The organism is Lysobacter sp. cf310, assembly GCF_900114355.1.
Taxonomy (GTDB): Bacteria; Pseudomonadota; Gammaproteobacteria; order Xanthomonadales; family Xanthomonadaceae; genus Lysobacter.
Genome location: NZ_FOSS01000001.1, coordinates 1,489,185 through 1,514,377, shown reverse-complemented (window position 1 = coordinate 1,514,377; position 25,193 = coordinate 1,489,185). Strand labels below are relative to the sequence as shown.

At 69.6% G+C, this 25,193-nt stretch carries 22 protein-coding genes; 12 read left to right on the top strand and 10 right to left on the bottom strand.

The genetic code is table 11. The features are described from left to right. The 5 genes from BMZ45_RS06645 to BMZ45_RS06625 form a co-directional block, all read left to right on the top strand. Positions 1-4,175: DUF7507 domain-containing protein (locus BMZ45_RS06645; protein ID WP_139215413.1), on the top strand; the 4,175-nt coding region annotated here is incomplete at its 5' end. 11 nt (positions 4,176-4,186) lie between these two features. After that, entirely contained in the window at positions 4,187-7,903 is a 3,717-nt protein-coding gene (locus tag BMZ45_RS06640) for a hypothetical protein (protein ID WP_217643153.1), read from the top strand. Between the two features lie 321 nt (positions 7,904-8,224). Continuing rightward, entirely contained in the window at positions 8,225-8,419 is a 195-nt protein-coding gene (locus BMZ45_RS06635; RefSeq protein WP_200943987.1) for a hypothetical protein, read from the top strand. 417 nt (positions 8,420-8,836) lie between these two features. Continuing rightward, entirely contained in the window at positions 8,837-10,057 is a 1,221-nt protein-coding gene (locus BMZ45_RS06630; protein ID WP_139215412.1) for an ATP-binding protein, read from the top strand. After that, entirely contained in the window at positions 10,054-10,590 is a 537-nt protein-coding gene (locus BMZ45_RS06625; RefSeq protein WP_091633887.1) for a response regulator transcription factor, read from the top strand. Before BMZ45_RS06630 ends, BMZ45_RS06625 begins: the two co-directional genes overlap by 4 nt. Before the next feature lie 458 nt (positions 10,591-11,048). Here the strand turns inward: BMZ45_RS06625 and BMZ45_RS21815 are convergent, their stop codons facing one another. The 4 genes from BMZ45_RS21815 to BMZ45_RS06610 form a co-directional block, all read right to left on the bottom strand. Continuing rightward, positions 11,049-11,441: a copper chaperone PCu(A)C gene (locus tag BMZ45_RS21815; protein ID WP_217643152.1), complete on the bottom strand. Its 393-nt coding sequence runs from the start codon at positions 11,439-11,441 to the stop codon at positions 11,049-11,051. A 74-nt stretch (positions 11,442-11,515) separates the two neighbouring features. Continuing rightward, positions 11,516-11,650: a hypothetical protein gene (locus tag BMZ45_RS22100; RefSeq protein WP_256374542.1), complete on the bottom strand. Its 135-nt coding sequence runs from the start codon at positions 11,648-11,650 to the stop codon at positions 11,516-11,518. A gap of 30 nt (positions 11,651-11,680) precedes the next feature. Beyond that, positions 11,681-13,723: a TonB-dependent receptor family protein gene (locus tag BMZ45_RS06615; RefSeq protein WP_091633885.1), complete on the bottom strand. Its 2,043-nt coding sequence runs from the start codon at positions 13,721-13,723 to the stop codon at positions 11,681-11,683. 88 nt (positions 13,724-13,811) lie between these two features. Beyond that, a complete protein-coding gene (locus tag BMZ45_RS06610; protein WP_091633882.1) occupies positions 13,812-14,663 on the bottom strand; it encodes a LysR family transcriptional regulator in 852 nt (283 codons plus the stop codon). Positions 14,664-14,789: 126 nt separating this feature from the next. Between BMZ45_RS06610 and BMZ45_RS06605 the strand changes: the two genes are divergently transcribed. Then, positions 14,790-15,188 (top strand): tautomerase family protein, encoded by a 399-nt coding sequence (locus BMZ45_RS06605; protein WP_091633880.1) that lies wholly within the window; start codon positions 14,790-14,792, stop codon positions 15,186-15,188. Here the strand turns inward: BMZ45_RS06605 and gcvA are convergent. Then, positions 15,185-16,081 (bottom strand): transcriptional regulator GcvA, encoded by an 897-nt coding sequence (gene gcvA, locus BMZ45_RS06600; protein WP_091633877.1) that lies wholly within the window; start codon positions 16,079-16,081, stop codon positions 15,185-15,187. The genes BMZ45_RS06605 and gcvA overlap by 4 nt on opposite strands. Positions 16,082-16,228: 147 nt before the next feature. Here gcvA and BMZ45_RS06595 point away from each other — a divergent pair, with 147 nt between their 5' ends. The 3 genes from BMZ45_RS06595 to BMZ45_RS06585 all read left to right on the top strand — a co-directional run bounded on the left by BMZ45_RS06595 (position 16,229) and on the right by BMZ45_RS06585 (position 18,175). After that, positions 16,229-16,918 carry an FMN-dependent NADH-azoreductase gene (locus BMZ45_RS06595; protein ID WP_091634174.1) on the top strand — a complete coding sequence of 230 codons (690 nt, stop codon included), beginning with the start codon at positions 16,229-16,231 and terminating at the stop codon, positions 16,916-16,918. 98 nt (positions 16,919-17,016) lie between these two features. Next, positions 17,017-17,793, top strand: coding sequence for a HipA family kinase (locus BMZ45_RS06590; protein ID WP_091633875.1), 777 nt, complete (start codon positions 17,017-17,019; stop codon positions 17,791-17,793). After that, the gene (locus tag BMZ45_RS06585; protein WP_217643150.1) at positions 17,771-18,175 is read left to right on the top strand and encodes a DUF3037 domain-containing protein; all 405 of its coding nucleotides are present in this window, start codon (positions 17,771-17,773) and stop codon (positions 18,173-18,175) included. The genes BMZ45_RS06590 and BMZ45_RS06585 overlap by 23 nt, the downstream gene beginning before the upstream one ends. Before the next feature lie 15 nt (positions 18,176-18,190). On the opposite strand, the gene BMZ45_RS06580 is transcribed toward BMZ45_RS06585, so the two are convergent. After that, positions 18,191-19,486, bottom strand: a complete 1,296-nt coding sequence (locus BMZ45_RS06580) for a sensor histidine kinase (RefSeq protein ID WP_091633869.1) — start codon at positions 19,484-19,486, stop codon at positions 18,191-18,193. Beyond that, on the bottom strand, positions 19,476-20,183 hold the full coding sequence (locus tag BMZ45_RS06575) for a response regulator transcription factor (protein ID WP_091633866.1): 708 nt from the start codon (positions 20,181-20,183) through the stop codon (positions 19,476-19,478). Before BMZ45_RS06575 ends, BMZ45_RS06580 begins: the two co-directional genes overlap by 11 nt. A 273-nt stretch (positions 20,184-20,456) precedes the next feature. Between BMZ45_RS06575 and BMZ45_RS06570 the strand changes: the two genes are divergently transcribed. From BMZ45_RS06570 to BMZ45_RS06560, 3 genes are read left to right on the top strand one after another with little or no spacing between them, the layout of a single operon-like run. Then, the gene (locus BMZ45_RS06570) at positions 20,457-21,317 is read left to right on the top strand and encodes a phosphatase PAP2 family protein (protein WP_254776545.1); all 861 of its coding nucleotides are present in this window, start codon (positions 20,457-20,459) and stop codon (positions 21,315-21,317) included. Further along, entirely contained in the window at positions 21,314-22,987 is a 1,674-nt protein-coding gene (locus BMZ45_RS06565) for a phosphoethanolamine transferase (RefSeq protein WP_091633861.1), read from the top strand. The genes BMZ45_RS06570 and BMZ45_RS06565 overlap by 4 nt, the downstream gene beginning before the upstream one ends. Before the next feature lie 51 nt (positions 22,988-23,038). After that, positions 23,039-23,473 (top strand): EamA family transporter, encoded by a 435-nt coding sequence (locus BMZ45_RS06560; RefSeq protein WP_091633858.1) that lies wholly within the window; start codon positions 23,039-23,041, stop codon positions 23,471-23,473. Here BMZ45_RS06560 and BMZ45_RS22095 read toward each other — a convergent pair. From BMZ45_RS22095 to BMZ45_RS06550, 3 genes are read right to left on the bottom strand one after another with little or no spacing between them, the layout of a single operon-like run. Continuing rightward, the gene (locus BMZ45_RS22095; RefSeq protein WP_256374541.1) at positions 23,470-23,601 is read right to left on the bottom strand and encodes a hypothetical protein; all 132 of its coding nucleotides are present in this window, start codon (positions 23,599-23,601) and stop codon (positions 23,470-23,472) included. The two genes, BMZ45_RS06560 and BMZ45_RS22095, sit on opposite strands and share 4 nt — an antisense overlap. Continuing rightward, positions 23,594-24,277: an NAD-dependent epimerase/dehydratase family protein gene (locus BMZ45_RS06555; protein ID WP_091633855.1), complete on the bottom strand. Its 684-nt coding sequence runs from the start codon at positions 24,275-24,277 to the stop codon at positions 23,594-23,596. Before BMZ45_RS06555 ends, BMZ45_RS22095 begins: the two co-directional genes overlap by 8 nt. Before the next feature lie 10 nt (positions 24,278-24,287). Further along, the gene (locus BMZ45_RS06550; RefSeq protein ID WP_091633851.1) at positions 24,288-25,151 is read right to left on the bottom strand and encodes an SDR family NAD(P)-dependent oxidoreductase; all 864 of its coding nucleotides are present in this window, start codon (positions 25,149-25,151) and stop codon (positions 24,288-24,290) included. Between the last annotated feature and the right edge of the window lie 42 nt (positions 25,152-25,193).

Sequence of the window (25,193 nt, the reverse complement as noted above, 5' to 3'; positions counted from 1 at the left end):
ATAAGGTCGCCGGCACGCCGACGGGTGCGACCGCGGGCAGCACGATCGCCTACACGTTCACGGTGACCAACACGGGCAACGTGACGCTGACCAATGTGGTGGTGAACGACACGCAGCTGGACGCTCCGGCGACCTGCGACGTGACGACGCTGGCGCCGCTGGCGGTGGCCACCTGCACGGGCACGCACACGATCACGCAGGCCGAGGTCAACGCGGGCACGTCGAACAACAGCGCGACCGCGACCGGCACGCCGCCGGGCGGTCAGCCGCCTGTGGACAGCCCGCCGGACACGACGACCACGCCGCTGGCGCCGTCGCCGTCGCTGACGATCGATAAGACGACCACGACGGCGAACTATGCCGCGGTGGGCGACACGATCAGCTACAGCTACCTGGTCACCAACAGCGGCAACGTGTCGCTGACCGGCCCGGTGACGGTGGCGGACGACAAGACGACGGTGACCTGCCCGGCGGTGACGACGGTCGGCAACCTGGACGGCGAGTTGGATCCGGGCGAAGCGGTGACCTGTGCGGCGACGTACACGGTGGTCCAGGCCGATCTGAACACCGGCAGCGTGGTGAACATCGCCAGCGCGACGGTGGACGGCACGACCTCGCCGACCGACACGGTGACGGTGAATGCGACCCTGGCGCCTGCGCTGACCTCGGCCAAGGCCATGACGGCCAACGCCGACGAAGACGGCAGCGGCACGGTGACGGCGGGCGACACGCTGACCTACACCGTGACGATGACCAACACGGGCAACGTGAGCCTGGCCGACGTGGTGGTGACCGATAACAAGATCACCCCGGCTTCGATCGCCTGCGCCAGCGTGGCGCCGGCCGGCACCTGCGTGCTGACCGGTACCTACCGCGTGACCCAGGCCGATGCCGACGCCGGCAACGTGGTCAATGCGGCCGTGGTCACCACGACCACGCCGGGCGCCTGCCCGGTGGGCTCGACCGCGCCTGAGTGCAACCCGACGGTGACGGTGGTTGTGACCCAGACGCCCGCGCTGACCTCGGCCAAGGCCATGACGGCCAACGCCGACGAAGACGGCAGCGGCACGGTGACGGTGGGCGACACGCTGACCTACACCGTGACGATGACCAACACGGGCAATGTGAGCCTGGCGAACGTGGTGGTGACCGATAACAAGATCACCCCGGCTTCGATCGCCTGCGCCAGCGTGGCGCCGGCCGGCACCTGCGTGCTGACCGGCACCTATCGCGTCACTCAAACCGACGCCGACGCGGGCAACGTGGTCAACGCGGCCGTGGTCACCACGACCACCCCGGGCGTGTGCCCCGCCGGCTCGACCGCGGCGGAATGCAACCCGACCGTGACGGTGCCGGTGATCCAGACCGCGCAGCTGACCTCGGTGAAGGCCATGACGGTCAACGCCGACGAGGATGGCAGTGGCACGGTGACCGTGGGCGACACGCTGACCTACAGCGTGACCATGACCAATACCGGCAACGTGACCCTGACCGATGTGGTGGTGACGGACAGCAAGATCAGTCCCAACACCATCGCCTGCGCCAGCGTCGTGCCGGGCAACACCTGCATGCTGACCGGCACCTACCGGGTCACCTTGGCCGACGCCAACGCCGGCAACGTGGTCAACACCGCCACGGTCGCCACCAGCACGCCGGGCGCCTGCCCGCCGGGCTCGACCGCGCCGGAGTGCAACCCGACCGTGACCGTGCCGGTGGTGCAGACGCCTGCGCTGAGCTCGGTCAAGGCCATGACCGGCAACGCCGACGAAGACGGCAACGGTGCGGTGAGCGTGGGCGACACGCTGACCTACACCGTGACGATGACCAATACGGGCAACGTGACCCTGGCCGATGTGGTGGTGACGGACAGCAAGATCGCGCCGAACACCATCACCTGCGCCAGCGTGGCGCCGGCGGGCACCTGCGTGCTGACCGGTAGCTACCGCGTGACCCAGGCCGACGTCGATGCGGGTCGCGTGCTCAACGCCGCCGTGATCACCACCAGCACGCCGGGCGCCTGCCCGGTGGGCTCGACCGCGCCGGAGTGCAACCCGACGTTCACGGTCGTGATCCAGGGCCGTCCGGCCATCGCTGCGACCAAGACCGCGACGCTGACCACCGACCTGGGTACGGTCGGGACCGGCAATGCCGGCGACGTGATCACCTATGCGGTGACGGTCACCAATGCCGGCAACGTCACCCTGACCAACCTGACGGTGCTGGACACCTACGAGAACGGCACGCCGACCACGCTGAGTTGTGCGCCGACCACGCTGACGCCGGGGGCCAAGGCCACCTGCAACAGCTACACGCACACCATCACCGAGGCCGAAGCCAACGCGGGCGGCACCCTGGACAACGTCGTGGTCGCCACCGGCACCCACGCTTCGACCAGCCAGACCGCCACGGTCACCGCCACCAGTACCGCGGTGGTGACCGTGGAGCCGCTGGCGACCACCCTGCGCGTGAGCAAGCAGGCCAATCCGCGCGACGTGAAGATCGCCGACCTGGTCCGCTACACGGTGACGATCGAGAACACCGGTCGGGTCGACGCGACCGACGTGACGGTGATCGATACGCCGCCGGCCGGCTTCAGCTACGTGGCCAACAGCCTGCAGGTCGCCGATACCGACGGTGCCGGTCGCCTGGTGGGTACCTTCCCGGTGCGGGTCGACCAGGTCGACATCGTCGCGGGCGGGCGCGCCACCCTGGTCTACCTGCTCAAGGTCGGCGCAGGCGTGCGGCCGGGCGTGCACGTCAACAGCGTGTTCGCCGAGGACAACGGGGTGCGCTCGAACGTGGCCACCGCGCAGGTGCAGATGGTCGCCGACCCGCTGCTGGATGAGTCTTTGATCATCGGTACCGTGTTCGACGACCGCGACCAGGACGGCTGGCAGGATCCGGCCGGGCTCAGCGGCATCCGCGTCCAGGGCGGTTTCGCCCCCGGCGCCTACGTCGCCAACTCGACCACGGTCGATCGCGGCAACGGCCCCGCGCCGGAAGCCGACGCGAGCTCGCCGCTGTTGCACGGCATCGACCTGGGCACGATTTCGGCCCGTCAGTCGGACGCCGATCCGGTCGCCGCGCACCGCGTGGTGATCAGCCAGACGCTCAACGCGCTGGACTTCGACGACGGCTTCGCGCTGACCACCGCCGAGGGTCTGACGGTGCGCATGGACAAGGCCGGCAACAGTCGCGTCGAGCGCGGCGGCGACGCCGCCAAGGGCCTGACCGGCGCCGATCCCAAGGTCGAGCGTCGCGTGGCCCAGGTCGAGGGCGGCTACCGGGTCGACTACATCGTCAGCAACGCCGGTGTCGACGAACGCGGCATCCCGGGCGTGCGGGTCGCGTCGGTGGAAGGCCTGCTGATCGAAACCGATCAGTTCGGTCGCTACCACCTCGAGGGTGTGGCCGGCGGACCGTGGGAGCGCGGGCGCAACTTCATCCTCAAGGTCGATCCCGCCACCCTGCCGCCGGGCAGCGTGTTCACCACCGACAACCCGGTGGTGCGCCGTGTGACCCCGGGCCTGCCGGTGCGCTTCGACTTCGGCGTGCGCCTGCCTCCGGGCGAAATCCCGGGCGCGAAGGAACAGGTCGAGATGCGGATAGGGGAAGTCTTCTTCGCCCCGGGCAGTGCCGCGGTCACCCCGCAGTACCTGCCCGCGGTGGAGAAGATGGCCGAGAAGGTGCGCGAATACGGCAGCGGCGAGATCGTGATCGTCGCCCAGGGCGAGTACGAGACCCTGGCGATGGATCGTGCGCTGGCGGTGCGCAAGGCGCTGGAAGACATGCTGACGCCCGAGCAGTTCAAGGCGTTGACGGTCAGCGTGCGCACCGAGGCCGAGCGACCGGAGTCGATCGTGGTCGGCTTCGCCGAATGGCCGCTGCTGGGCGAGGTCCTGTTCGATACCGACCGCAGCACGATCAAGCCGCAGTACCGGCCGCTGATCGACAAGATGGCCGCCGCGATCGAGCAGATGCGCTCGACCCGGATCGTCATCACCGGTCACACCGACAAGCGCGCTTCGGACGACTACAACGTCGCCCTCGGCATGCGCCGCGCCAAGGCGGTCTACGACGCTATCGCAGCCAAGATCAGTCCGGAGTTGCGCAGCACGTTCCGCGTCGATCTCAGCAACGATCCGGCCGCCCCTGCCGGCGATACCGAGAAGTGAAGGGGGATGCCATGAAGATGAAACTGCTCGATTACACCCTCATCGGCATCCTCGCCGGCCTGGCGTCGGTCGCTTCCGCGCAGGAAGCGAAGGCGCCGGAGCCGGCCAAGGCGGCCAGCCTGGACTGCGGCGAGCAAGGCTGCCGCAGCGAGGACGGCATGCTGTTCGAACTGCGCACGCGCGGCGAGCGGCAGCCGGTGACCCAGGGCACGACCGACGGTTCCAGCGCGCAGACCCTGCAGCCGGACCGTCGCGTGTCGGTGGAAGTGGAGGACTCGCGCTCGAGCTGGAAGGACGCGCTGGCGCCCGGCCAGGCGGTCGCGATCGGCAAGTGGTCGCTGCAGCTGCCCGGCGGCGGCGTGGTCTGGGCGACCGAGGATCCCAACCTCGGCCAGCCGCAGTTCAACGTCTCGGCGCCGTCGCTGCTGGCTTTCGACGGCAGCCGCGTGGTCAAGCCGGTGCGCTTCTACGCCTATAGCAATTACGCGGCCTTCATCCAGCGCGCACAGGTGCTGATCTACCGCGCCAGCGACAGCGACCTGGTCACGCCGCTGGCCACCGTCGAGCTGCCGACCGCGTCGGTCAGCGAGGCGACCTGGGACGGCGCCCTGCCGTCCGGCCTGGAACTGCGCACCGACGACGAACTGATCTACATCGTGCGCGCCCACGGCGCCGACGGCAGCTACGACGAAACCTATCCGCGCCGCTTCCAGCTGGTGCGGCCGGAAGAGGCCGAGCGTGGCCTGCAGCTGCTGCGCGATTCGGTCGAGAAGAAGCTGGGCAGCAGCTTCGATGCCGAGGAAGCCGAACAGCGCAGCCTGCTCGACGGCGTGTTCGGCGAGAACAGCCTGCGCCAACAGAACATCGCGGTGTACGGCTCGCGCATTCGCATCCAGGGCCGCAACATCCCCACCGGCTACACGCTCAAGATCAACGGCCAGAGCCATCCGATCGATCTTGAGCGCAAGATGGTGGCCGAGTACCTGGTGCCGGTCGGCAAGCACCGCTTCGACGTCGAAGTCGGCGGCGGTGCGGGCAAGGCCTCGCACCAGGAACTGGATATCGACGTCACCGGCCGCTACATGTTCGCGGTCGCGCTGGCGGATCTGACCGCGTCCAAGACCAGCGTGTCCGGTTCGGTCGAACCGCTGGCCGCGGACGATCGCTTCGACGACGGCTTCCTGCTCGAAGGCCGCCTCGCGTTCTATCTGAAGGGCAAGATCAAGGGCAAATACCTGGTGACCGCACAGGCGGACACCCAGGAACGCGAAGTCAGCGAATTGTTCAACGGCTTCTGGGACGCCGATCCGCAGGACGTGTTCCGCCGCCTGGATCCGGACCAGTACTACCCGGTCTACGGCGACGACTCCACCACCTATCGCGACGTCGACACCCAGGGCCGGCTCTACCTGCGCGTGGACTGGGACAAGAACCAGGCGCTGTGGGGCAACTTCAACACCGGCATCACCGGCACCGAGTACGGCCAGTACAGCCGCTCGCTGTACGGCGGCGCGCTGTCCTGGCGCAGCCGTCGCACCACCGAGGTCGGCGAGCCCGGCACCGAGCTGCGTGCGTTCGGCTCGCAGGCGCAGTCCGCGCCCGGCCACAGCGAGTTCGTCGGCACCGGCGGCAGCCTGTACTACCTCAAGCACACCGATGTACTGCCGGGTTCGGACAAGGTCGTGCTGGAAATCCGCGACCTCACCACCGGCCGGGTCGAGAACCGGGTCGAGCTGGTGCGCGGCGCCGATTACGAGATCGACGAGCTGCAGGGCCGCCTGTTGCTGTCGCGTCCGCTGGCCCAGGTCACGCGCGAGAACGTGCGTACGCTGACTCGCGACACGCCGCTGGACGGCTATGCGCAGATGCTGTTGGTCGATTACGAATTCGTGCCCACCGGTTTCGATGCCGACGAGCTCACCCTCGGCTTCCGCGGCAAGCACTGGTTCGGCGAACACGTCGCGGTCGGCGCGACCTATGTCGACGAGAACCGCGCCGGCGAAGATTATTCGCTGCGCGGCGCCGACCTGACCCTGCAGGCCGGTCGCGGCACCTACCTCAAGCTCGAACACAGCCGTACCGAAGCCAACAGCGCGCCGATCTTCCGTTCCGACAACGGCGGCCTGAGCTTCACCGAGATCAACTCCGGCCTGGGCGCGCATTCGGGCGAGGCCAAGTCGGTCGAGGCGCGGGTCAACTTCAAGGAACTGGGCTGGAGCCAGGACGACTGGACGGTCGGGGCCTGGTGGCGCCGCGTGAGCGATGGTTATTCGATCTCGCGCCTGAGCACGGGCGAGGACATCGAAGAGCGCGGCGCGGAATTCCAGGGCCAACTCGGTCCGGCGGTGCGTCTGTTCGGTCGCTACTCGATCGCCGAGCGCGGGCCGGAGTCGCTGACCCAGGCCCAGCTCACCGGCGAATGGCGACTCAGCGACGACGCCACCCTCAGCGCCGAGCTGCGCCGCGTCGAGGAGCAGCGCCTCAGCGGCGACGCCGTCGGTACCCTGGCCGCGTTGCAGTACAAGCAGCGCGTCGGCACCCAGCTGGAGCTGTTCGGTACCGCCCAGCTCACCCTGGACGACGACGGCGGCAAGTACGCCGACAACGATGCCTACTCCGTGGGCGCCAAGTATTTGTTCGGCGATCTGTCCAGCGTCGGCGCGGAATTCACCACCGGCGACCGCGGCGATGCGGCCAAGATCGATGCCGAGTACCGCATCAACCCCGAGCACACGGTCTACGGCAGCTACACCTATTCGACCGACCGCAGCGACTACGACCCCTTGTTCGGCGACCGCATCAACGGCGGCTGGACCCTGGGCCAGCGCTGGCGCCTGTCGAACCAGGTCAACATGTTCAACGAAAGCCAGTTCCTGAAGCAGCCCAGCGAGTCGGGCCTGGCCCACACCTTCGGCATGGATTTCTATCCGGGCGAGGGCTGGAACCTGGGCTTCACCCTGCAGAACGCCACCCTGGACCGCGAGCTCAACCAGGGCCAGGTCGACCGCCGCGCGATCAGCCTGAACGGCGGGCGCAGCTCGGTCGACACCCAGTGGCAGAGCAAGCTGGAATGGCGTCGCGATACCGGTGCCGAACGCCGCGAGCAATGGGTGACCACCAACCGCTACCTGCACAAGTTCAACGAGAGCTTCCGCATCGCCGGCCGTTTCAACTACTCGGAAACCAAGGACCAGCTGAACGCCGAGGCCGGGGCCAAGTTCGTCGAGGGCAATGCGGGTTTTGCCTGGCGCCCCTACAACAGCACCCGCTGGGCGCTGCTGGGCAAGTACACCTACCTCTACGACGTGTCCTCGCTGCCGCAAGTGGGCGCCAACGTCGCCAGCTACGACCAGCGCAGCCAGGTGTTGGCGCTGGAAGGCGTCTACAACCCGGACCACCACTGGGAGTTCGCCGGCAAGCTGGCGCGCCGTGAGGGCAGCGTGCGTTACGGACGTCTGCAAGGCGAGTGGGCCGACTCTGCGGCGACCTTCGGAGCCGTTCAGGTTCGTTACGAACTCGACGAGGTCTGGCACGGCCTGGCCGAGTACCGCTGGCTGGGTGTGAAGGACGGCGGCGACCGCCAGGGAATCCTGCTGGGCGTGGACCGCGACGTCGGCCGGAACTTCCGCGTCGGCGTCGGCTACAACTTCACCGAGTTCAGCGATGACCTGACCGACTTCGATTACAACCACAAAGGCTGGTTTCTCAACCTGGTGGGGAGTTATTGACGATATTGCGTTGTATTCGGCGCTAGCTCACCGAATGCGAATGCAGCGATACCGCGGCCCGATCGCCTCCTGGCGGCCGGGTTTTCGGAAGGGCAACACGGCCAGGATCGGCCGTGGCGCCCGGTGGATGCGGCCGGTACGGCGCGAACCATGGGATGGCTACACAGCGGCTACAGGCAACAACGACAGGAACGTCAAACAACAACAAGGATCGCTGTAAGTGATTCGACGCGCGACAACTACAAAGCGAAAGCGCGTCGTTTGCTCCATTCGTAATCAACTTTCCATTCGAGGTGCGATATGAAGGAAACCAGACGTAGGATGACGCTGAATCTCGCCGGGACCGAGATGCAGTTCCTGGAGGATCTGTGCGTGCGCAAGGGCGTCAGCAAGACGGCCGCGATCCGCCAGGCCTTGCGCCTGTATCAGGTAGTCGAAGACCGAGTCGATTCTGGCAAGAAGCTCTACTTCGTCGACGGCGCCACCAAGGAGCGATCCGAGTTGATGCTGCTCTAGCGCTCGTGAGCGCGCTTCGCGAGACGTGCGACAGGGATACTCGTCGGTTCCCGTCGCACGTCGATCCACGGCCGCGAAGCACGGGCAGGCGAACGGCGAGCGCACCCCGATAGGGAGGTGCGGCGGTCGACGACGCGATCGGACGATGAGATCGACGGCCGCTAGCGGATGAAACAAGGCCAGGCCCGGTCGCGGGCCCGGCCGGGGAGTTCCACCTGGCCGCAACGGCCGGGCTTTGCAGCCGGCCAGCGATGGCGACGGGCTGGCGGACGCAGCGGGTTCTACGACGCCCCCTGTGCCGCGACCGATGCTGTGCCCGCGCCGCCGAGGCCGCCGCGGGCCGCGGTGCCGTATCCTGCGCATCCGGCTATCGTGCATCCGGCCGCGATCCCGCCCTGCCGTGGTTTCCATCCCGCTGTGATCCAAATTCTGATCTACCTGCGCTACCTGGCCGTGGCCGGCCAGTGTCTGGCGATCGCATTCGTGGTCCAGCGCCTGGGCCTGGCCTTGCCGATGGCGCCGCTGCTGGGCGTATCGCTGGGCTTGTTGGCGTTCAACCTGGCCAGCCATGCGTGGTTGCGGCGGCGTGGCGAGGGCGGCGCGCGTGCGCTCGCGCTGCAACTGGTGGTCGATACGCTGGCGCTGACCGCCTTGCTGTACTGGTCCGGCGGCCCGGCCAATCCCTTCGTGTCGCTGTACCTGGTGCCGGTGGCGCTGGCCGCGATCGCCTTGGAGATCGGGCCGATGATCGGCCTGACCGTGCTCACCGCCGCGCTCTACACCTGGCTGCTCGGTCACCACCAGCCGTTGCCGCACGTGCACGGCGAGGACGGCTTCGGCCTGCACGTGACCGGCATGTGGGTGAACTTCCTGCTCAGCGCCGCGATCATGGCGGTGGTGCTGGGGCGCTTCATGGCGATCGTGCGCGACCAGCGCCGCCGCCTCGCGGCCGCGCGCGAACGCGCGATGCGCGACGAGTCGTTGCTGGCCCTGGGCTCGCTGGCCGCGGGCACCGCGCACGAACTCAATACGCCGCTGACCACGATGGGCCTGCTGCTGGACGACTGGTCGCAGCATCCGCAGGCGCCCAGCGCCGAGGACCTGGCGAGCATGCGCGACCAGCTCGCGCATTGCCGCGAGCACGTGCGCGCCCTGGCCGCGCTGGCGCGGCGCGGCGCCCTGGGCGAGGCCACGATCGAGGGCGCCGACGCCTTCGTGCGCGACGGCCTGGAGCGTTGGCTGCTGTTGCGCCCGGGCGTCGAGGTGGCGACGGCGCTGGACGCGGGCGGACGGCGTTTGCGCGTGGATCCGGGCCTGCCGCAGGCCCTGCTCAATCTGCTCAACAACGCCGCCGACGCCAACGAGGCCGCGGGCGCGCCGGCGCGGATCGAAGTGAGCACGCAATGCGACGGCGACTGGCTGCGCATCGCCATCGCCGATCGCGGCCACGGCCCCGAGCGCGCGGCCGACGCGGTTGCGATCGACAGTCACGGGCCGGGCTTGGGCCTGGGCCTGCTGATCTCCAACGCCAGCATCGAGCGCAGCCGTGGGCGGGTGCGCCGGATCGCGCGCCTGGGCGGCGGCTGCGTCACCGAGGTCGAACTGCCGCTGCTGGCGCCGGCGGAGGAGCGCGCATGAGCCTGCCCGCGCGCTTGTTGGTGATCGACGACGATGCCGCGTTCTGCCGCATCCTGGTGCGGCATCTGCAACGTCACGCGGTCGAAACCTGCATCGCCCACGATGCGGGCACGGCTTTGCAGGCCACCGAGGCATTCGCGCCCGACGGCGTGCTGCTGGATCTCAAGCTGGGTGCGGACAACGGTCTGCTGTTGATCCAGGCCCTGCGCGAACGCTGTCCGCAGGCGCGCATCGTGCTGGCCACCGGCTACGCCAGCATCGCCACCGCGGTCGATGCGATGCGGCGCGGCGCCTGGAACTACCTGCCCAAGCCTTTCGACATCGACGCCCTGGCGCGCGCATTCGAGCACGCGCCCGAGCAGGCGCCGCCGCCCGCCGAGGCGCCGTCGCTGCGGCGCCAGGGCTGGGAGCATGTGCAGCGGGTGCTGGCCGAATGCGGCGGCAACGTGTCCGCGGCGGCGCGGGTGCTGGGCGTGGACCGGCGCACCTTGCAGCGTCGGCTGGCGAAGCGGCCGGTGCGTGAGCGGCTTTGAGGGTGGGGCTTGGATCGGTGGGGCGGTAAGAGCAAATCCCCCCTAGCCTCCTTTTTCAAAGGGGGGATTAGCGCGGTCGCTTTTGGGGTGTCCGGGAGCGTGCGGGTATCGCCGTAGGTTCGTTCCAACGGCGGCGAACAGCGCATCGACGTAGGGCGATCGGGCCCCGACTCGAAAGCCCCGCCACGCTGCCCCACGAAACCACGCAAGCGATTCCCCCTTCGAAAAAGGGGGGCTAGGGTGGATTTGCTTTGGCTGTGTCCTTCCGCCCTGCCGGCGAAAACCCCTCTGCACCCGTCGTGCCAACTGCAGCGAACAGCGCATCGACGTAGGGCGATCGGGCCCCGACTCGAAGGCCCCGCCACGCTGCCCCACGAAACCACGCAAGCGATTCCCCCCTTTGAAAAAGGGGGGCTAGGGGGGATTTGCTTTGGCTGTGTCCTGCCGGCGAAAACCCCTCAGCGACCGTCGTGCGTCGTGGCCCCGAGTGCACGCACTTGGAAATGCACCGTCGTGCTGCCCGCATGTTCGAAGCGCAGTCGCGCGCTCACCGTGTCGCCCTGCTTGAACGGACGTGTCGGAGCGATGAACATCAAGTGATAGCCGCCCGGCTGCAACTTGACCGTCGCGCCCGCCGGCAGCGGCAGGCCGTCGCGCAGCTGGCGCATGCGCATCACGCCGCCTTCGTGCCGGACCTCATGGATCTCCACGCGCTCGGCCGCGTCGCTGCTCACCTCGAGCAGGCGGTCGTCGCGTTTGCCCGCATTGATCACGCGCATGAAACCGACCGCGACACCGGCGCCGGGCGGCGTCGCGCGCGACCAGGCGTCGGCGACGCGCAGCGCGCCCACGGGTTGGCCTTCATCGACCCAGGCGGCGAGCAAGCCGGCGGCGAGCAGCGCCGCCAGCGCCAGACCCCAGCGCCTCACAAGGCCACCTCGATCCGGTCCAGCAAGGTCAGCGTGCGCGCGGTGCCGTCGCGGCCGCGTGCGATCAACAGCGCCAGCAAGGCGCCCCACAGAATCAACCAGGCGCCGACGAAGGCGAGCAGTGCGTGCATGCGATTCTCCCGAGGTAGTCGAGTGGCCCATCATTGCGGGCGCCATTCCAGGCCGACGTAGAACGAGCGGCCGTCGCCCGGCAGGAAGTTGCGTCCGTCCTGGCCGCGCGCGTCGGCGATCACGTTGGTGCTGGCGATCCAGCGCCGGTCCTGCAGGTTGCGGGCGTCGAGGAACCAACGCCAGGCGCCGTCGATCTGGCCGCCGACGCGCAGACCCAGCAGGGTGTAACCGGGCGCGCGATAGCTGTTGGCGTGATCGACGTAGGCGCCCTGCGGCACCCATTCCAGGTTGGGTTCGAGATACAGGCGTTCGTCGGTGGACCAGCGCAGTTGCGTGCGCAGCTGTTGGCGCGGAATTCCGGCCAGGCGGCTGTTGCCGTAAACCGGATCGGCGTCGAAACGGAAATCGTTGTAGAGGTAGTTGGCCGACAGCAGCCAGGCCGGATGCAGGCGCCAGCCCAGGCCCAGTTCCAGGCCCCGATGCACAGTGCGGTCGGCGTTGATCGTGCCCAGCGGATTGCCGGCCTCGTCGTTCAAGGACAACAGCTCGCCGTCGACGCGGGCGCGATACAGCGCCGCGTCCAGCGACAGCGCGTCGCGCTGCAGGCGCAGGCCGATTTCCGCCGAGCTCGCGCGTTGGCGATCGACCTGGCTCACGCCCGGGCCGCCGGTGAGCTCGCCGAAGCTGGGCGCCTCCACGCTGCGGCTGAGGTTGGCGTAGATCTGGGCGCGCTCGTCGATCAGATAGCGCAGGCCCAGCTTGGGGCTGACGCCGTCGTAGTCGACGTCGAAACTCTCGTCGCGACCGCCGGTGATGTAGCGGTCGCGCGAACGCCGTTGCGCGTCCATCGCCTGTGCGCCCAGCGCCAGCACCCAGCGCGGATCCAGCCAAGTCTGGTTTTCGAGGTAGAGCCGACGATTGCGGGCGCGCTGGTCGAAGCGATTGCTGCGCGCGCCTGGTTGGCCGCCGAGATTGAAATAGCGGTCGTCGTCGGTATCGCCCTGGGCCCAACCCAAGCCGGCCACGAACAGGTTGCGACGCCCCGCGAGCTCGCCTTCGGCGCGCCAGCGCAGGTCCAGGCCGTAGTCCTGCGAGTCCTGGCGCAAGACCTGGAAGATCGGATGGTCCAGCGCCTTGTCGGCGTAGTAAGCCGACACGGTGAGGCTGCGGCCCGGCGACGGCGTCCAGGCCAGACGCGCGCCCAGGCGGTCCAGGCGATAGTCGCGGCGCTGGTCCAGGGCGAGGTTGCCGGGCGCGGCCAGTCGCGGATCGCGGCGCGCTTCGGCCAGGGTCAGGTTGCCCGGCAGTTGCGAGCGCGTGTCGACGTGGGTGAGGTAGACGCGGGCGTCCAAGCGGTCGCTGAAGCGCCAGCCGGCGTTGCCGAACAGTCGGTAGTTCTCCTGCGCGGCGTGATCGCGATAGCCGTCCTGATGCACGCCGCTGAGGCTGAGATAGCCGTCGGCGCGTCCGGATACGCCGGCTGCCGCGACCTGGCCGCGGCGATAGCCGTCGCTGCCGGTCTCGGCGCGCAGCACGATCGGCGGCGCGTCATAGCCTGTGGGCGAGACGAAGTCGATCGCGCCGCCTAACGTCGCCGCGCCGTACTCGAGCGCGTTGGCGCCGCGATGGATCTCGATGTAGCGCGCCGACAGCGGCTCCACCGCCTGGAAGTCGTAGCCGCCATCGGCGAGGTTGAGCGGGCTGCCGTCCTGCAGCAGTTCCAGGCCGCGGCCGTGGAAGGTGCGCTGCAGGCCGGAACCGCGGATCGACAGCCGCGCCTCGTCGGCGCCGAAGCGCGGTTGCACGAACACGCCGGGCGCGTAGGACAGCGCATCGCTGAGGGTGCCGACGCGGCCTTCGCGATAGCGCTCGGCATCGACCAGCGCGGTCGCGCCGGGGCGCTCGTCCAGCCGGCGTCGGGCGCGTTCGATGTCGTCCACCGTGTCCGGCCGCGCGGCCACGCCATGCACTTCGACCCGGGGCAGGGTCGGCGCATCGCCGTCCTCGGCATGGGCGGGCAGGGCGAGGACGATCGCGAAGGCGAGCAGGGCTGGGCGGGCGACGCGAGGCATGCGGTGGCGTTCCTGAAGCGCGGAAACCGACCATGCTAGGCAGCGCGCCTCGCGCTGCCGATGCGGCAAAACGCCGCACCCGCCGTGCTCAGCGGAAGTGGGCGCGCAGCACCGCGTCGGCTTCGAGCAGGGCGGCCGGCGCGCCGCGCGGCGGCGCCAGCAGGCGGAACGCGACCGGCGGCAGGGCCGGCAGACGCAGCGCGCGTGGCGCCGGCACCAGGCCGTCGACGATGGCCGAGGCGTTGAGGCAGCCCACGCCCAACCCGGCCGCGATCGCCGACTGCAGGCCGGCCACGCCGCTGCAGGTGTGCGCGACGGTGTGGGCGATGCCGCGCTGCTCGAGCGCGCGCACCGCGCTGCGATGCACGGCGCAGCTGTCCGGCAACAGCACCAGCGCCAGCGGCTCGCCCGGGCGCGGCCGGAAATGCGGCGCCGCCAGCCAGGACAGCGCTTCGCGGCGCAGCGCGCGGCCGCCGGCGCGGCCGGGCTTGATCTCCATCACCAGCGCCAGATCGTAGTCGCGCCGCGCATGGCCTTCGACCAGGGCCGCGCTCTGGCCCACCGTCACCTGCAGGCGCAGCTGCGGACAGGCGCGTGCGACGTGGCGCAGCAGCGCGGCGACCTCGGCGGGGCGGAAGTAGTCGCTGATCGCCAGACGCACCTGCGTGGCGGGCGCCTGTTCCTGCACGTCGCGCAGGGCCAGCTCGCCTATCGCCAGCAACTGGCGCGCGTGCGCGAGCAGGCGCTCGCCGGCCGGCGTGGTTCGCACGCCGGTGCGCGAGCGCAGCAGCAAGGGCGCCCCCGCCACCGCCTCGAGTTTCTGCAACTGCTCGCTGATCGCCGATTGCGAGCGGAACACCACCGCGGCGCCGCCGGAAATGCTGCGCGCGTCGACCACGGCGACGAAGGAGCGGAGCTGTTCCAGGTCCAGACTGCGCATGTGCGGCGGCTCCGAGCGAGACGTCTGCTTCTATCGGAATAACCGATGGAAGCCATCCAATAATCCCGCTATTCCGGTAGTAGCGGCGGCGTTAGTGTGATCCCACACCGCCACAGGAACAAGCTCATGCCGCACATCGCCCTGATGATTTCCGGACAGCCCGACGCCGCGCTCACCCGCTCGGTCGCGGCCGCCATCGCCGACCTCACCGTCGAGGTGCTGGGCAAGCCGCGCGAATTGATCGCGCTGACCCTGCAGTACCTCGATCCCGCGCAATGGATCATCGACGGCCATCCGCTCAGCGACTCGGGCCGCAACGCGTTCCAGCTGGACATCAGCATCACCGACGAGACCAACACCAAGGCCGAGAAGGCGCGCTACCTGGCGCAGGTCTATGCGCGCATGGAGGCGTTGATCGGCAACCTGCACCCGACCTCCTACATCCACGTGATCGACGCCCGCGCCGCCGCCTACGGCTACGGCGGCCTGACCCAGGAGCGGCGCTACCAGCTGAGCGCGCGCTAGCCGGGCTCGCCCGCGATCTGGGCGAGCAGCCAGTCGCGCAGCGCCGCGACCTCGGCGCTCGGCGGCCCGTTGTCGGCGTAGACCAGGTTGTGGCGATAGCCTTCCAGCGTGGGGCCGAACGGCTGCACCAGCAGGCCGCTGGCCAGGTCGTCGGCGACCAGGGACAGGCTCAGCAGGGCCACGCCCTGGCCGGCGATCGCGGCCTGGATGGCGTGGCTGTCGTCGGTGTAGCGCAGGCCGGCGTCGACCGCGACGCCTTGCAGGCCCGCGCGTTCGCACCAGCCGCGCCAGCTCGGTGTGCGCGCGGCGGGGTGACGCCATTCCACGTGCAGCAGGGGCAGGGCGCGCAGGTCCTCGGGTGCGTGCAGCCCTAGTCGCGGGCTGCACACCGGCGCGAAGCGGTCCTCGATCAGCGGCAGACAGATCAGGCCGGGGTAGGGGCCCTGGCCGTAGCGGATCGCCGCGTCGGCGACGCCGGCCAGCAGGTCGACCGGGTCGTCAGAGGCGTGCAGGCGCAGATCGAATTCCGGATAGGCCGCGCGAAACGCGGCCACGCGCGGCACCAGCCACTTGGCGGTGAACGACACCGTCGCCGACAAAGTGATCGCGCGACGGGTACGGCGCGCGGCGATCGCCGCGATCGCGGCCGCGAAGGCGTCGAAGCCTTCGCGCAGCACCGGGTACAGGCGCAGGGCATCGGCGGTCAGCGCGACCTGGCGCGTGCGGCGTTCGAACAGGCGCACGCCCAGATATTCCTCGAGCAGGCGGATCTGGTGGCTGATCGCGGTCGGGGTGACCGCGAGCTCGTCGGCGGCACGCTTGAAGCTGGCCAGGCGCGCGGCGGCCTCGAATGCGCGCAGGGCGCCCAGCGGGGGCAGGCGACGCGGGTTCATGGATGCGAAAAATTCATCTGATACCTGAGGAATCGGAGTTTGTCGCCCGTAGGTATAGCGCGTCAAATGGACTCCTAAGCTGCGAAGTGCACTCCTCACTAGTGAGGTTGGCTCATGCATTCCGGCGCCCCTACCGAGACCACCGCCATGACCCGATTGCTCCACCTCGATGCCAGTGCCCGCCCCCACGGTTCCGACCGCCACGCCCACGGTTCGCACACGCGCCGCCTCAGCGCGCGCTTCGTGCGGCGCTGGCAGGCGCTGCGACCGCAGGATCCGGTGGTCTACCGCGACGTCGGCCAGTCGCCGCCGGCGCCGGTGAGCGGGGCCTGGATCCATGCCGCGTTCACGCCCGCCGCCAAGCGCGAGCCGTGGATGCACGAGACCCTGGCCGAGAGCGACGCCCTGGTCGACGAACTGATCGCCGCCGACGTGATCGCGGTCGGCCTGCCCATGTACAACTTCAACGTCCCGGCCCAGTTCAAGGCCTACATCGACAACGTGGTGCGGGTCGGCCGCACCTTCGGCTTCGACCGCAGCCGCGGCGCCGAGCCCTACTGGCCACTGCTGGCCGAGTCCGGCAAGACCCTGGTGCTGCTGGGTTCGCGCGGCGACTACGGTTACGACGGCGAGCGCCTGGGCCATCTCAACCACGGCGAGGCCAGCGTGCGCACCGCGTTCGGTTATCTGGGCATCGTCGATGCGCACGGGGTGGCGATCGAATACGACGAGTTCGCCGACGCGCGCCTGGCCGCGTCGATCGCCGACGCCGAGGCGCGCGTGGATGCGCTGGTCGAGGGCCTGGTCGCGGCGCGCGGGCTGCGCGACGCGGCCTGAGCGGCGGCTGGCGCGCACGGCGCTTTGATTTTCCGCGCGCGCCACCTAATGTGGGCGGCCCACGCCGCCGCCCGCGGCCGAGCGACCGCCACGCGACCTTGAGAACCGTTGCCGCCACCCGCTATGTCACGCCGCTGCGCGAAGGCGGTTCGCTGCCGGCCGTGGTCGAAGGCGACGACGACGGCCTGTACGTGCTCAAGTTCCGCGGCGCCGGCCAGGGCCGCAAGGCCTTGATCGCCGAGCTGATCGGCGGCGAGCTCGCGCGCGCCCTGGGCCTGCCGATGCCGGAGATCGTGCTGGCCGAGCTCGACCCGGAACTCGCGCGCACCGAGCCCGATCCCGAGATCCAGCACCTGATCCGCGAGAGCGCCGGCCTCAACCTGGCGCTCGACTATCTGCCCGGCGCGGTCAACTACGACCCCTTGGTGGACCAGCCCGACGCGGCGCTGGCCTCGCGCGTGGTCTGGTTCGACGCCTATCTGAGCAACGTCGACCGCACCGCGCGCAACACCAATCTGCTGATCTGGCATCGCCGCCTGCACCTGATCGACCACGGCGCCGCGCTGTACTTCCATCACGATTGGGACAGCGCCCAACGCGCCAGCGCCGGCGTCTTCGCGCAGGTCCAGGACCATGTGCTGCTGCCCTTGGCGCGCGAGCTGCGCGCCGCCGATGTCGAGCTCGCGCCGCAGCTCACGCCCGCGCTGATCGAACGCGTGGTCGGCTTGCTGCCCGATGCCTGGCTCGGCGACGAACCCGGTTTCGCCGATGCCGGCGCCCTGCGTCGCGGCTACGCCGACTATCTCCAGCGCCGGGTCGCCGAACGCGCCGGTTTCGTCGAGGAGGCCGTCCGTGCCCAATCGCGCTACCTATGACTACGCGGTAGTGCGGGTGGTGCCGCGGGTGGAGCGCGGCGAGTTCGTCAATGCCGGCGTGCTGGTGTCGTGCCCGAGCGCCGGCCTGCTGCAAGCCGGCATCGAACTGGACGCAGCGCGCGTGCTGGCGCTGGACCCGAACCTGGATCTGGAGTCCTTGCGCGCGCACCTGGCGGCGATCGAACGCATCTGCCGCGGCGGTCCGGGCTCCGGGCCGATCGGCGAACTGCCTGCGCGCGCGCGTTTCCACTGGCTGACCGCGCGGCGCAGCTCCATCATCCAGATGTCGCCCGTGCACACCGGGCGTTGCCTGCATCCCGAGGGCATCCTCGATCACCTGCTCGCGCGCATGGTGCGCCCGATCACGCCGCAGACGCGCTGACGCGCATCGCGTCGCTCAGGCCGGCGGCGCGTCGTCCTGTCCGCTCAGGACCAGGGTGGTGCGGGTGCCGCGGCCGACGTCGGACTCGAAACTCAGGGTCCAGCCCAGGTGTTCGCACAGGCGCGAGATCAGGTCCAGGCCGATGCCGCCGCCGTCGCGGTCGCCGCCGCCGCGGGCGATGCGCGCGTAGATCGCGCTGATCTCTTCCGGCGTCATGCCGTGGCCAGGGTCGTCGATGGTGACCGTGGCCGGCGCCTGCAACCGGATCACGATTTCGCCGCGGTCGCTGTGTTCGATCGCGTTGCGCAGCAAGTTGCCGATCGCGGCCTGCACGATCGGCAACGGGGCGACGATCGCGCTGGCCGGCAACGGCGCCAGGGTCAGGCGCAGGTCCTTGTCGCGGGTGAGCTGGCGGTGGTCCTCGACGATCTCCGGCAGCAGCTGATCCAGGGCGACGCGGTCGCCGGCGCTGGCCAGGCGCGCCGGATCCTTGGCCAATGCCAACAGCAACGAGATCAGCCGCTCCACGTCCTGCGAGGTGCGGCGGATGCGGCCGAGCTGATGGCGCACCGGCGCGGGCAGGTCGGGCTGATCCAGGGCGAGTTCGGTCGCGCCCACGATCACCGCGATCGGCGTGCGCAGCTCGTGGCTGGCGCTGTCGATGAAGGCGCGTTCGCGCTCGACGAAGCGCTCGTTGCGTTGCAGATAGTCGTTGAGCGAATCGGCGATCACCACCAGTTCGGCGCTGGCCGCGTGCGGCACGTCGATGCGCTGGCCGGACTGGTCGGGGCGCAGGCGCGCGATGCGCTCGGCCAGGGTACTGAGGGGGCGCATCAGCCGGTTCACGCCCAAGGCGATCAGCAGCGACAGCAACAGCAAGGTGGTGATGGCCGCGCCGGCGATGGTCAGCGCCATGTCGAACTCGCGCGTTTCCAGGTCGCTGATGTCCAGCGACAGAGTGATCCGGCGGCCGTCGATGTCGCGCACCAGGGCCACGTGCTCGATGCCGTCGACCAGCATGTCGTCGTGCACGCCGGGGGGCAGGCCGCGCAACTCGGCCGGGATGCGCTTGGGATCGCGGCCGTCGTAGAGCTTGATGCTGGCGGTGTCGGTCCAGTGATAGTTCGGATCGACCCGGCTGCGCTCGCTGAAATGATCCAGCTCGGATTCCAGCAGGGTCTGCCAGACCAGGCGCTCGACATGCTCGTTGACGATGATGCCCTGCGCGATCACCGCCACCGACAGCAGCGCGGTGAAGCCGAGCAGGCCCAGCAGGATGCGCCGGCGCAGGCTGCTCTTGTTAGCCGCCATGGGCGCCCTCGATCATGTCCGTCGCGGCGACTTCGGCCAGGCGGTAACCGACCCGCGGCAGGGTCTGGATCAGCTTGCTCGGATAGGGGCCGTCGACGCTGCGGCGCAGTTCGTAGATATGCGAGCGCAGCATGTCGCCGTCGGGCGGGCTGTCGCCCCACAGCGCGTGCTCCAGGCGTTCGCGCGTGACCGCGGCGGGGCTGGACTGCATCAGCACCTCCAGCAGCTTGCGGCAGGCCGGGTACAGGTGCAGGGCGCGACCGCCGCGGCTGACTTCCAGGGTGGTCAGGTCGTAACGCAGGTCGGCGACCTGCAGCACGCGGCTGCGCCCGCGTCCGCTCGCGCGCGCGATCAGCGCCTCCAGGCGCACTTCCAGTTCCGGCAGCGCGAACGGCTTGGTCAGGTAGTCGTCGGCGCCGGCGCGAAAGCCGGCGATCTTGTCGGGCAGTTCGTCGCGCGCGGTCAGCATCAGCACCGGCACTTCGTTGCCGGCATCGCGCAGGCCGCGCAGCACGCCGTGGCCGTCCAGGCGCGGCAGCATCCAATCCAGCACGATCGCGTCGTAGCGCTGGGTCACGGCCAGATGCAGGCCGGTGGCGCCGTCGGGCGCGGCGTCCAGGGTGTAGCCGCGCGCCTCGAAGTACTCGAACAGGTTCGCGACCAGGCTCCGGTTGTCTTCCACCACCAGCACACGCATACGTCCGGAGTCTCCCTGTCCGCGGGTCGCGCGATGCGCCCGACCGAGCAGTGTTCATGCCGCCACGTCGGAACGACGTGGGAACGGCGGCAACGATACTCCTACGCCCGCGCGCCCGGCGTGGCGCTCGCGGTCAGCCGGCGTTTAGCTGCGGGCCGCCGCGTCGCGCGTTTTTAACGAAGCCCGAATTCCGCTCCTACCGCTCTCCGACACGCGCGTTCCGATCATCGCCGCAGCCTCCTCTCCGCGCCGGCTCGTCCCCGGCCGCACTCGATGAAATCTCCCGCGGCACCCAAGCACAGCATGCACAGCGGCCCGTCCTGGCCGGCCCACCATCCCGGCCTGGATCGCATCGCGGGCGCCGCCGCGCGCGACGAGTCCTTCTATTTCAGCCACTTCTGGCTGCCCCTGCTGGCCTTCGCGATCCTCGCCGTCGGCCTGATGCTGCTGCACGGCGACGTCTGGGTGGCGGACCGGCTGTACGCCTGGCAGGGCCATCGCTGGGCGCTGAAGGACGCGTTCGCGACCCAGACCCTGATCCACATCGGCGGCCGCGACCTCAGCACCGCGGCCTGGCTGGCGGTCGCTGTGGCCTGGCTGGTGGCGCGCCTACGCACCGACCTCGCACACCTGCGCAAGCCCCTGGCCTATCTGCTGCTCGCGACCCTGCTGGCGACGGCGGGGGTGGCCTGGATCAAGTCCTGGTCGAACATGGACTGTCCCTGGGACCTGCTGCGCTACGGCGGCGATCGGCCCTACATCGGCCTGCTCGGACTGCGCCCGGTGGGCCTGTCGCGCGGCGTCTGCTTCCCGGCCGGCCACGCCAGCGGCGGTTACGCCTGGATGGCGCTGTACTTCTTCTTCCTCGCGGCGCGTCCGAAGCTGCGCTGGCTGGGCCTGGCGATCGGTGTCGGCAGCGGCCTGCTGTTCGGCGTGTCCCAGCAGCTGCGCGGCGCCCACTTCCTTTCGCACGATCTGTGGACGGTGGCGATCTGCTGGATGAGCGCGCTGGGCATGTACCGCGTGTTCTGGGGCCGCGACCGGGTGCACGAGCGCGCCGACGTCGCCGTGCTCGAACGCGCCGAGGTCCTCGGCGCCCAGCCGCTCGCCGCCCGCCGGCAGGACCTCGCATGAGCGCGATCGCGCGGCCGCGGGTCGCCCAGCCCGATCGCACCAGCGCGCTGCTGTCCTATCGTCCGGAGCTGAGCCTGGAAACCCTGGCGCTGATCGCCAGCCTGTTCTTCACCGTGTTCTGCAACGGCTCCTTCTTCGCCGCGGTGGCCCAGACCGGCGTCTTGCACGGGCCGGGCGGCTGGCTGACCGCCTTGAGCCTGTTCGCGATGGTCGCGGCCCTGAACATGCTGCTGCTGTGTCTGGTGCTGTACCGGCCGATCGCCAAGCCGGTGCTGATCGTGCTGCTGCTCACCACCGCGATGGCGGTGCGCTACATGGGCGAATACACGGTGTACCTGGACACCGACATGATCCGCAACATCCTGCACACCGACAGCAAGGAGTCGGGCGAGCTGATCTCGTGGCGGTTGCTGCCCTCGCTGTTCCTGTACGGCGTGCTGCCGTCGCTGCTGGTCTGGCGCGTGCGCCTGAAGCCGCGCTCGTTCAAGCGCGCCCTGCTGATCCGCGGTGCCTGCGTGGTCGGCGCGCTCGCCCTGGCCTGCGGCGCGGCGCTGCTGTCGTTCCAGAACCTGTCCTCGCTGATGCGCAACCATCGCGAGGTGCGCCACCTGATCACGCCGGGCAACTACGTGATGTCGCTGGCGCGGGTCGCGTTCGAGGATCAGGCCGGCAAGCAACGCGCGCGCGCGCCGATCGGCCAGGACGCCAAGGTGGTGGGCCGACCCGCGGGTGCGAAGCCGCGTCTGCTGGTGATCGTGGTCGGCGAGACCGTGCGCGCGCAGAATTGGGGCTTGAACGGCTATGCGCGCCAGACCACGCCCGAGCTGGCCAAGATCGCTCCGATCAACTTCCCGAACATGCACGCCTGCGGCTCGGCCACCGAAGTCTCGGTGCCGTGCATGTTCTCGCCCTGGGGGCGCGGCCGCTACGACAAGGACCGGATCAAGCATTCGCAGTCGCTGCTGCACGTGCTCGAATACGCCGGCCTCAAGACCCTGTGGCGCGACAACCAGACCGGCTGCAAGGGCGTCTGCGACGGCCTGGCCTTCGAATCCTTCGAGCACGGCACGCAGGCGCCGTATTGCACGGCCGAAGGCTGCATGGACGAGGTCATGCTGCAGGGCCTGGACGCCGAGTTGGCCAAGCGCCCGGGCGACGTGGTGGTGGTGCTGCACCAGTTGGGCAACCACGGCCCGGCCTACTACAAGCGCTATCCGCAGCGGTTGAAGAAATTCACGCCGGTGTGCGAGACCTCGGACCTGGGCCAGTGCAGCCTGACCGAGATCGTCAACGCCTACGACAATGCGGTGCTGGGCACCGACGACTTCCTGGCCCGCACCATCCGTCTGCTGTCCGAGCAGAGCGGGCGCGACACCGCGATGATCTATCTGTCCGATCACGGCGAATCGCTGGGCGAGAACGGCCTGTTCCTGCACGGCGTGCCGTACGCGATCGCGCCGCAGACCCAGCTGCGCGTGCCGATGGTGATGTGGCTGTCGCCGGGCTTCGCCGCCAGCCGCGGCATCGACAGCGCCTGCCTGCGTCGCGAGGCCGAGCAGCCGGCCAGCCAAGACAACCTGTTCCATTCGGTGCTGGGCCTGATGCAGGTGCGCAGCTCGGTCTACGATCCCAAGCTGGACCTGTTCGGGCGCTGCGAGCGTCCCGCCTGAGGCCGCGGTAGGCGCAGAATCGGGGCGGGACCGCACGTGGCGAGGCAGCGCATGCACAGCTTACCGACCTGGTTCTTGTGGGCTTTGGGCTCGGCGGTGTTCGCCGCGCTGACCGCGATCTTCGCCAAGCTCGGTTTGCGCGGCGTGGATTCGGATTACGCCACCCTCATCCGCACTTGGGTGATCGTGCTCGCGCTGACGATGTTCGTCGTCTACGCCGGCAAGTGGAGCGATCCCAGTCTGCTGTCGGCCAGGACCTGGACCTTCCTGATCCTGTCCGGCCTGGCCACCGGCGCTTCCTGGCTGTGCTATTTCCGCGCCCTGCAGATCGGCGAGGCCTCGCAGGTCGCGCCGGTGGACAAGCTCAGTCTGCTGCTGGTGGCGGTGTTCGCGGTGGTGTTCCTGGGCGAGCGGCCGAGTCCGCGCGAGTGGCTGGGCATCGCGATGGTCGGCGCGGGCGTGCTGGTGCTGGGCTGGCGGCGTTAGCGCAGCACCGCGCCCAGCAGCGCGCCGATCAGGGCCAGCGCCGGCATCGTCGCGCTCCAGCGCAGCGCGTGTCCGCCCAGGCCGCCGCGCATGCCGCGCCGGCGCGAATGCGGTGCGCGCCTAGCCATGCGCCTGCGCTCTGTCGGCCAGGGCGCGGATGTCGCGCGTTTCCAGCACCGCCTTGGGCGCGCCATGGCGTGCGACTTCCAGCATGGCCAGGCCGATGCTTTCGGTGCTCAGAATCCGATTGGGCAACAGCGCGCGCAGCGGCGACAGCAGCGGCTTGGTCAGGGTGTAGAACCAGCGATAGGCGGGCGTGCTCGAACGCGCGCCGTGCAGCGGCTGGATCACGCCGGGACGGAACAGGTACACGGCCTGGAACGGCAACCGCTGCAGCGCGTTCTCGGTACGGCCCTTGACCCGCGCCCACATGCTGCGGCCGCGCTCGCTGCTGTCGGTGCCGGCGCCGGAGACGTAGACCAAGCGCATGCCCGGATTCAGACGCGCCAGGGTCTGGGCGGCGGCGAGGGTGAGCTCGTAGGTGATGCGGCTGTAGTCGGCCTCGTTCATGCCGCCGGCGGACACCCCCAGGCAGAAATAGCAGGCGTCGTAGCCGCGCAGGCGGTCCTCGATCGCGCGGTAGTCGTACAGGTCGGCGTGCACGATCTCCCGCAGTTTGGGATCGTGCACGCCGCTGGCTTTGCGCCCGATCGTGGTGACCTGGCTCACGTCGTCCGCGCGCAGGCATTCGCGCAGCACGCCCTGGCCGAGCATGCCGGTGACGCCGAAGATCAGCACCTTCATGGCGGCGGCCTCAGGCTTGCGGCAGCGACGGGATCGTCGGCGCGGCATGATCGATGGACATGCTCAGCTCGCGCCAGCGTTGCGCCTGCGCCGCACGCGCGGATTCGGCGGCGTCGACGTAGTGCAGGGCATCGCTGCCCAGCAGCAGATGCAGCGGCGGATCCTCCATGCGCGCGACCGTCAGCACGGCCAGCGCGACCTTGGCCGGATCGCCGTTCTCGTTGCCGAGGTAGTGGCTCAGCAGTTCGGCCAAGGCGCCGACCGAGGGCCGGTAGTCGGGCCAGATCTCGGGCAGGTTGCGGCTGGCGATCTCGCCCCAGCCGGTGCGCATGCCGCCGGGTTCGAGCACGCTGATGCGGATGCCAAACGGCGCGACTTCCTGGCTCAGCGCTTCGCTGAAGCCGCCGACCGCCCACTTCGCGGCCTGATAGGCGCTCAGGCCCGGCGCGCCGATGCGGCCGCCGACCGAGGAGATCTGCAGGATGCGGCCGCCGCGTTGCGAGCGCATCACCGGCAGGGCGGCGCGAGTCAGATTGACCACGCCGTAGAAGTTGGTGTCGATCTGGGCGCGGAACGCGGCTTCGTCGGTTTGTTCGAACGGCGCCAGTTCGCCGTAACCGGCGTTGTTGACCAGCACGTCGAGGCGGCCGTAGGCCTCGATCGCGGTCTGCACCGCCGCGCGCGCAGCGGTCGCATCGGTGACGTCGAGCGCGACCGCGCGCACTTGCCCGGGATAGCGCGCGACCAGGTCGGCGAGGCTGTCGGGATCGCGCGCGGTCGCGACCACGCGTTCGCCGGCGGCGAGCGCGGCTTCGACGATTTGACGGCCGAGGCCGCGGGAACTGCCGGTGACTAACCAGACTTGAGAGGACATGAGCGGGTACCTGGGAAGGGTGGAGTGGCGGGGTTTGTGAGT

Bases quoted from the DNA above. Each gene is read 5' to 3' on its own strand.
- BMZ45_RS06625 (WP_091633887.1), top strand. From the start codon at position 10,054: ATGAGCCTGCCCGCGCGCTTGTTGGTGATCGACGACGATGCCGCGTTC.
- gcvA (WP_091633877.1), bottom strand. From the start codon at position 16,081: ATGAACCCGCGTCGCCTGCCCCCGCTGGGCGCCCTGCGCGCATTCGAG.
- BMZ45_RS06570 (WP_254776545.1), top strand. From the start codon at position 20,457: ATGAAATCTCCCGCGGCACCCAAGCACAGCATGCACAGCGGCCCGTCC.
- BMZ45_RS06605 (WP_091633880.1), top strand. From the start codon at position 14,790: ATGCCGCACATCGCCCTGATGATTTCCGGACAGCCCGACGCCGCGCTC.
- BMZ45_RS06615 (WP_091633885.1), bottom strand. From the start codon at position 13,723: ATGCCTCGCGTCGCCCGCCCAGCCCTGCTCGCCTTCGCGATCGTCCTC.
- BMZ45_RS06555 (WP_091633855.1), bottom strand. From the start codon at position 24,277: ATGAAGGTGCTGATCTTCGGCGTCACCGGCATGCTCGGCCAGGGCGTG.
- BMZ45_RS06595 (WP_091634174.1), top strand. From the start codon at position 16,229: ATGACCCGATTGCTCCACCTCGATGCCAGTGCCCGCCCCCACGGTTCC.
- BMZ45_RS06575 (WP_091633866.1), bottom strand. From the start codon at position 20,183: ATGCGTGTGCTGGTGGTGGAAGACAACCGGAGCCTGGTCGCGAACCTG.
- BMZ45_RS06550 (WP_091633851.1), bottom strand. From the start codon at position 25,151: ATGTCCTCTCAAGTCTGGTTAGTCACCGGCAGTTCCCGCGGCCTCGGC.
- BMZ45_RS22095 (WP_256374541.1), bottom strand. From the start codon at position 23,601: ATGGCTAGGCGCGCACCGCATTCGCGCCGGCGCGGCATGCGCGGCGGC.
- BMZ45_RS06635 (WP_200943987.1), top strand. From the start codon at position 8,225: ATGACGCTGAATCTCGCCGGGACCGAGATGCAGTTCCTGGAGGATCTG.
- BMZ45_RS06640 (WP_217643153.1), top strand. From the start codon at position 4,187: ATGAAGATGAAACTGCTCGATTACACCCTCATCGGCATCCTCGCCGGC.
- BMZ45_RS06565 (WP_091633861.1), top strand. From the start codon at position 21,314: ATGAGCGCGATCGCGCGGCCGCGGGTCGCCCAGCCCGATCGCACCAGC.
- BMZ45_RS06560 (WP_091633858.1), top strand. From the start codon at position 23,039: ATGCACAGCTTACCGACCTGGTTCTTGTGGGCTTTGGGCTCGGCGGTG.
- BMZ45_RS06580 (WP_091633869.1), bottom strand. From the start codon at position 19,486: ATGGCGGCTAACAAGAGCAGCCTGCGCCGGCGCATCCTGCTGGGCCTG.
- BMZ45_RS06610 (WP_091633882.1), bottom strand. From the start codon at position 14,663: ATGCGCAGTCTGGACCTGGAACAGCTCCGCTCCTTCGTCGCCGTGGTC.
- BMZ45_RS22100 (WP_256374542.1), bottom strand. From the start codon at position 11,650: ATGCACGCACTGCTCGCCTTCGTCGGCGCCTGGTTGATTCTGTGGGGC.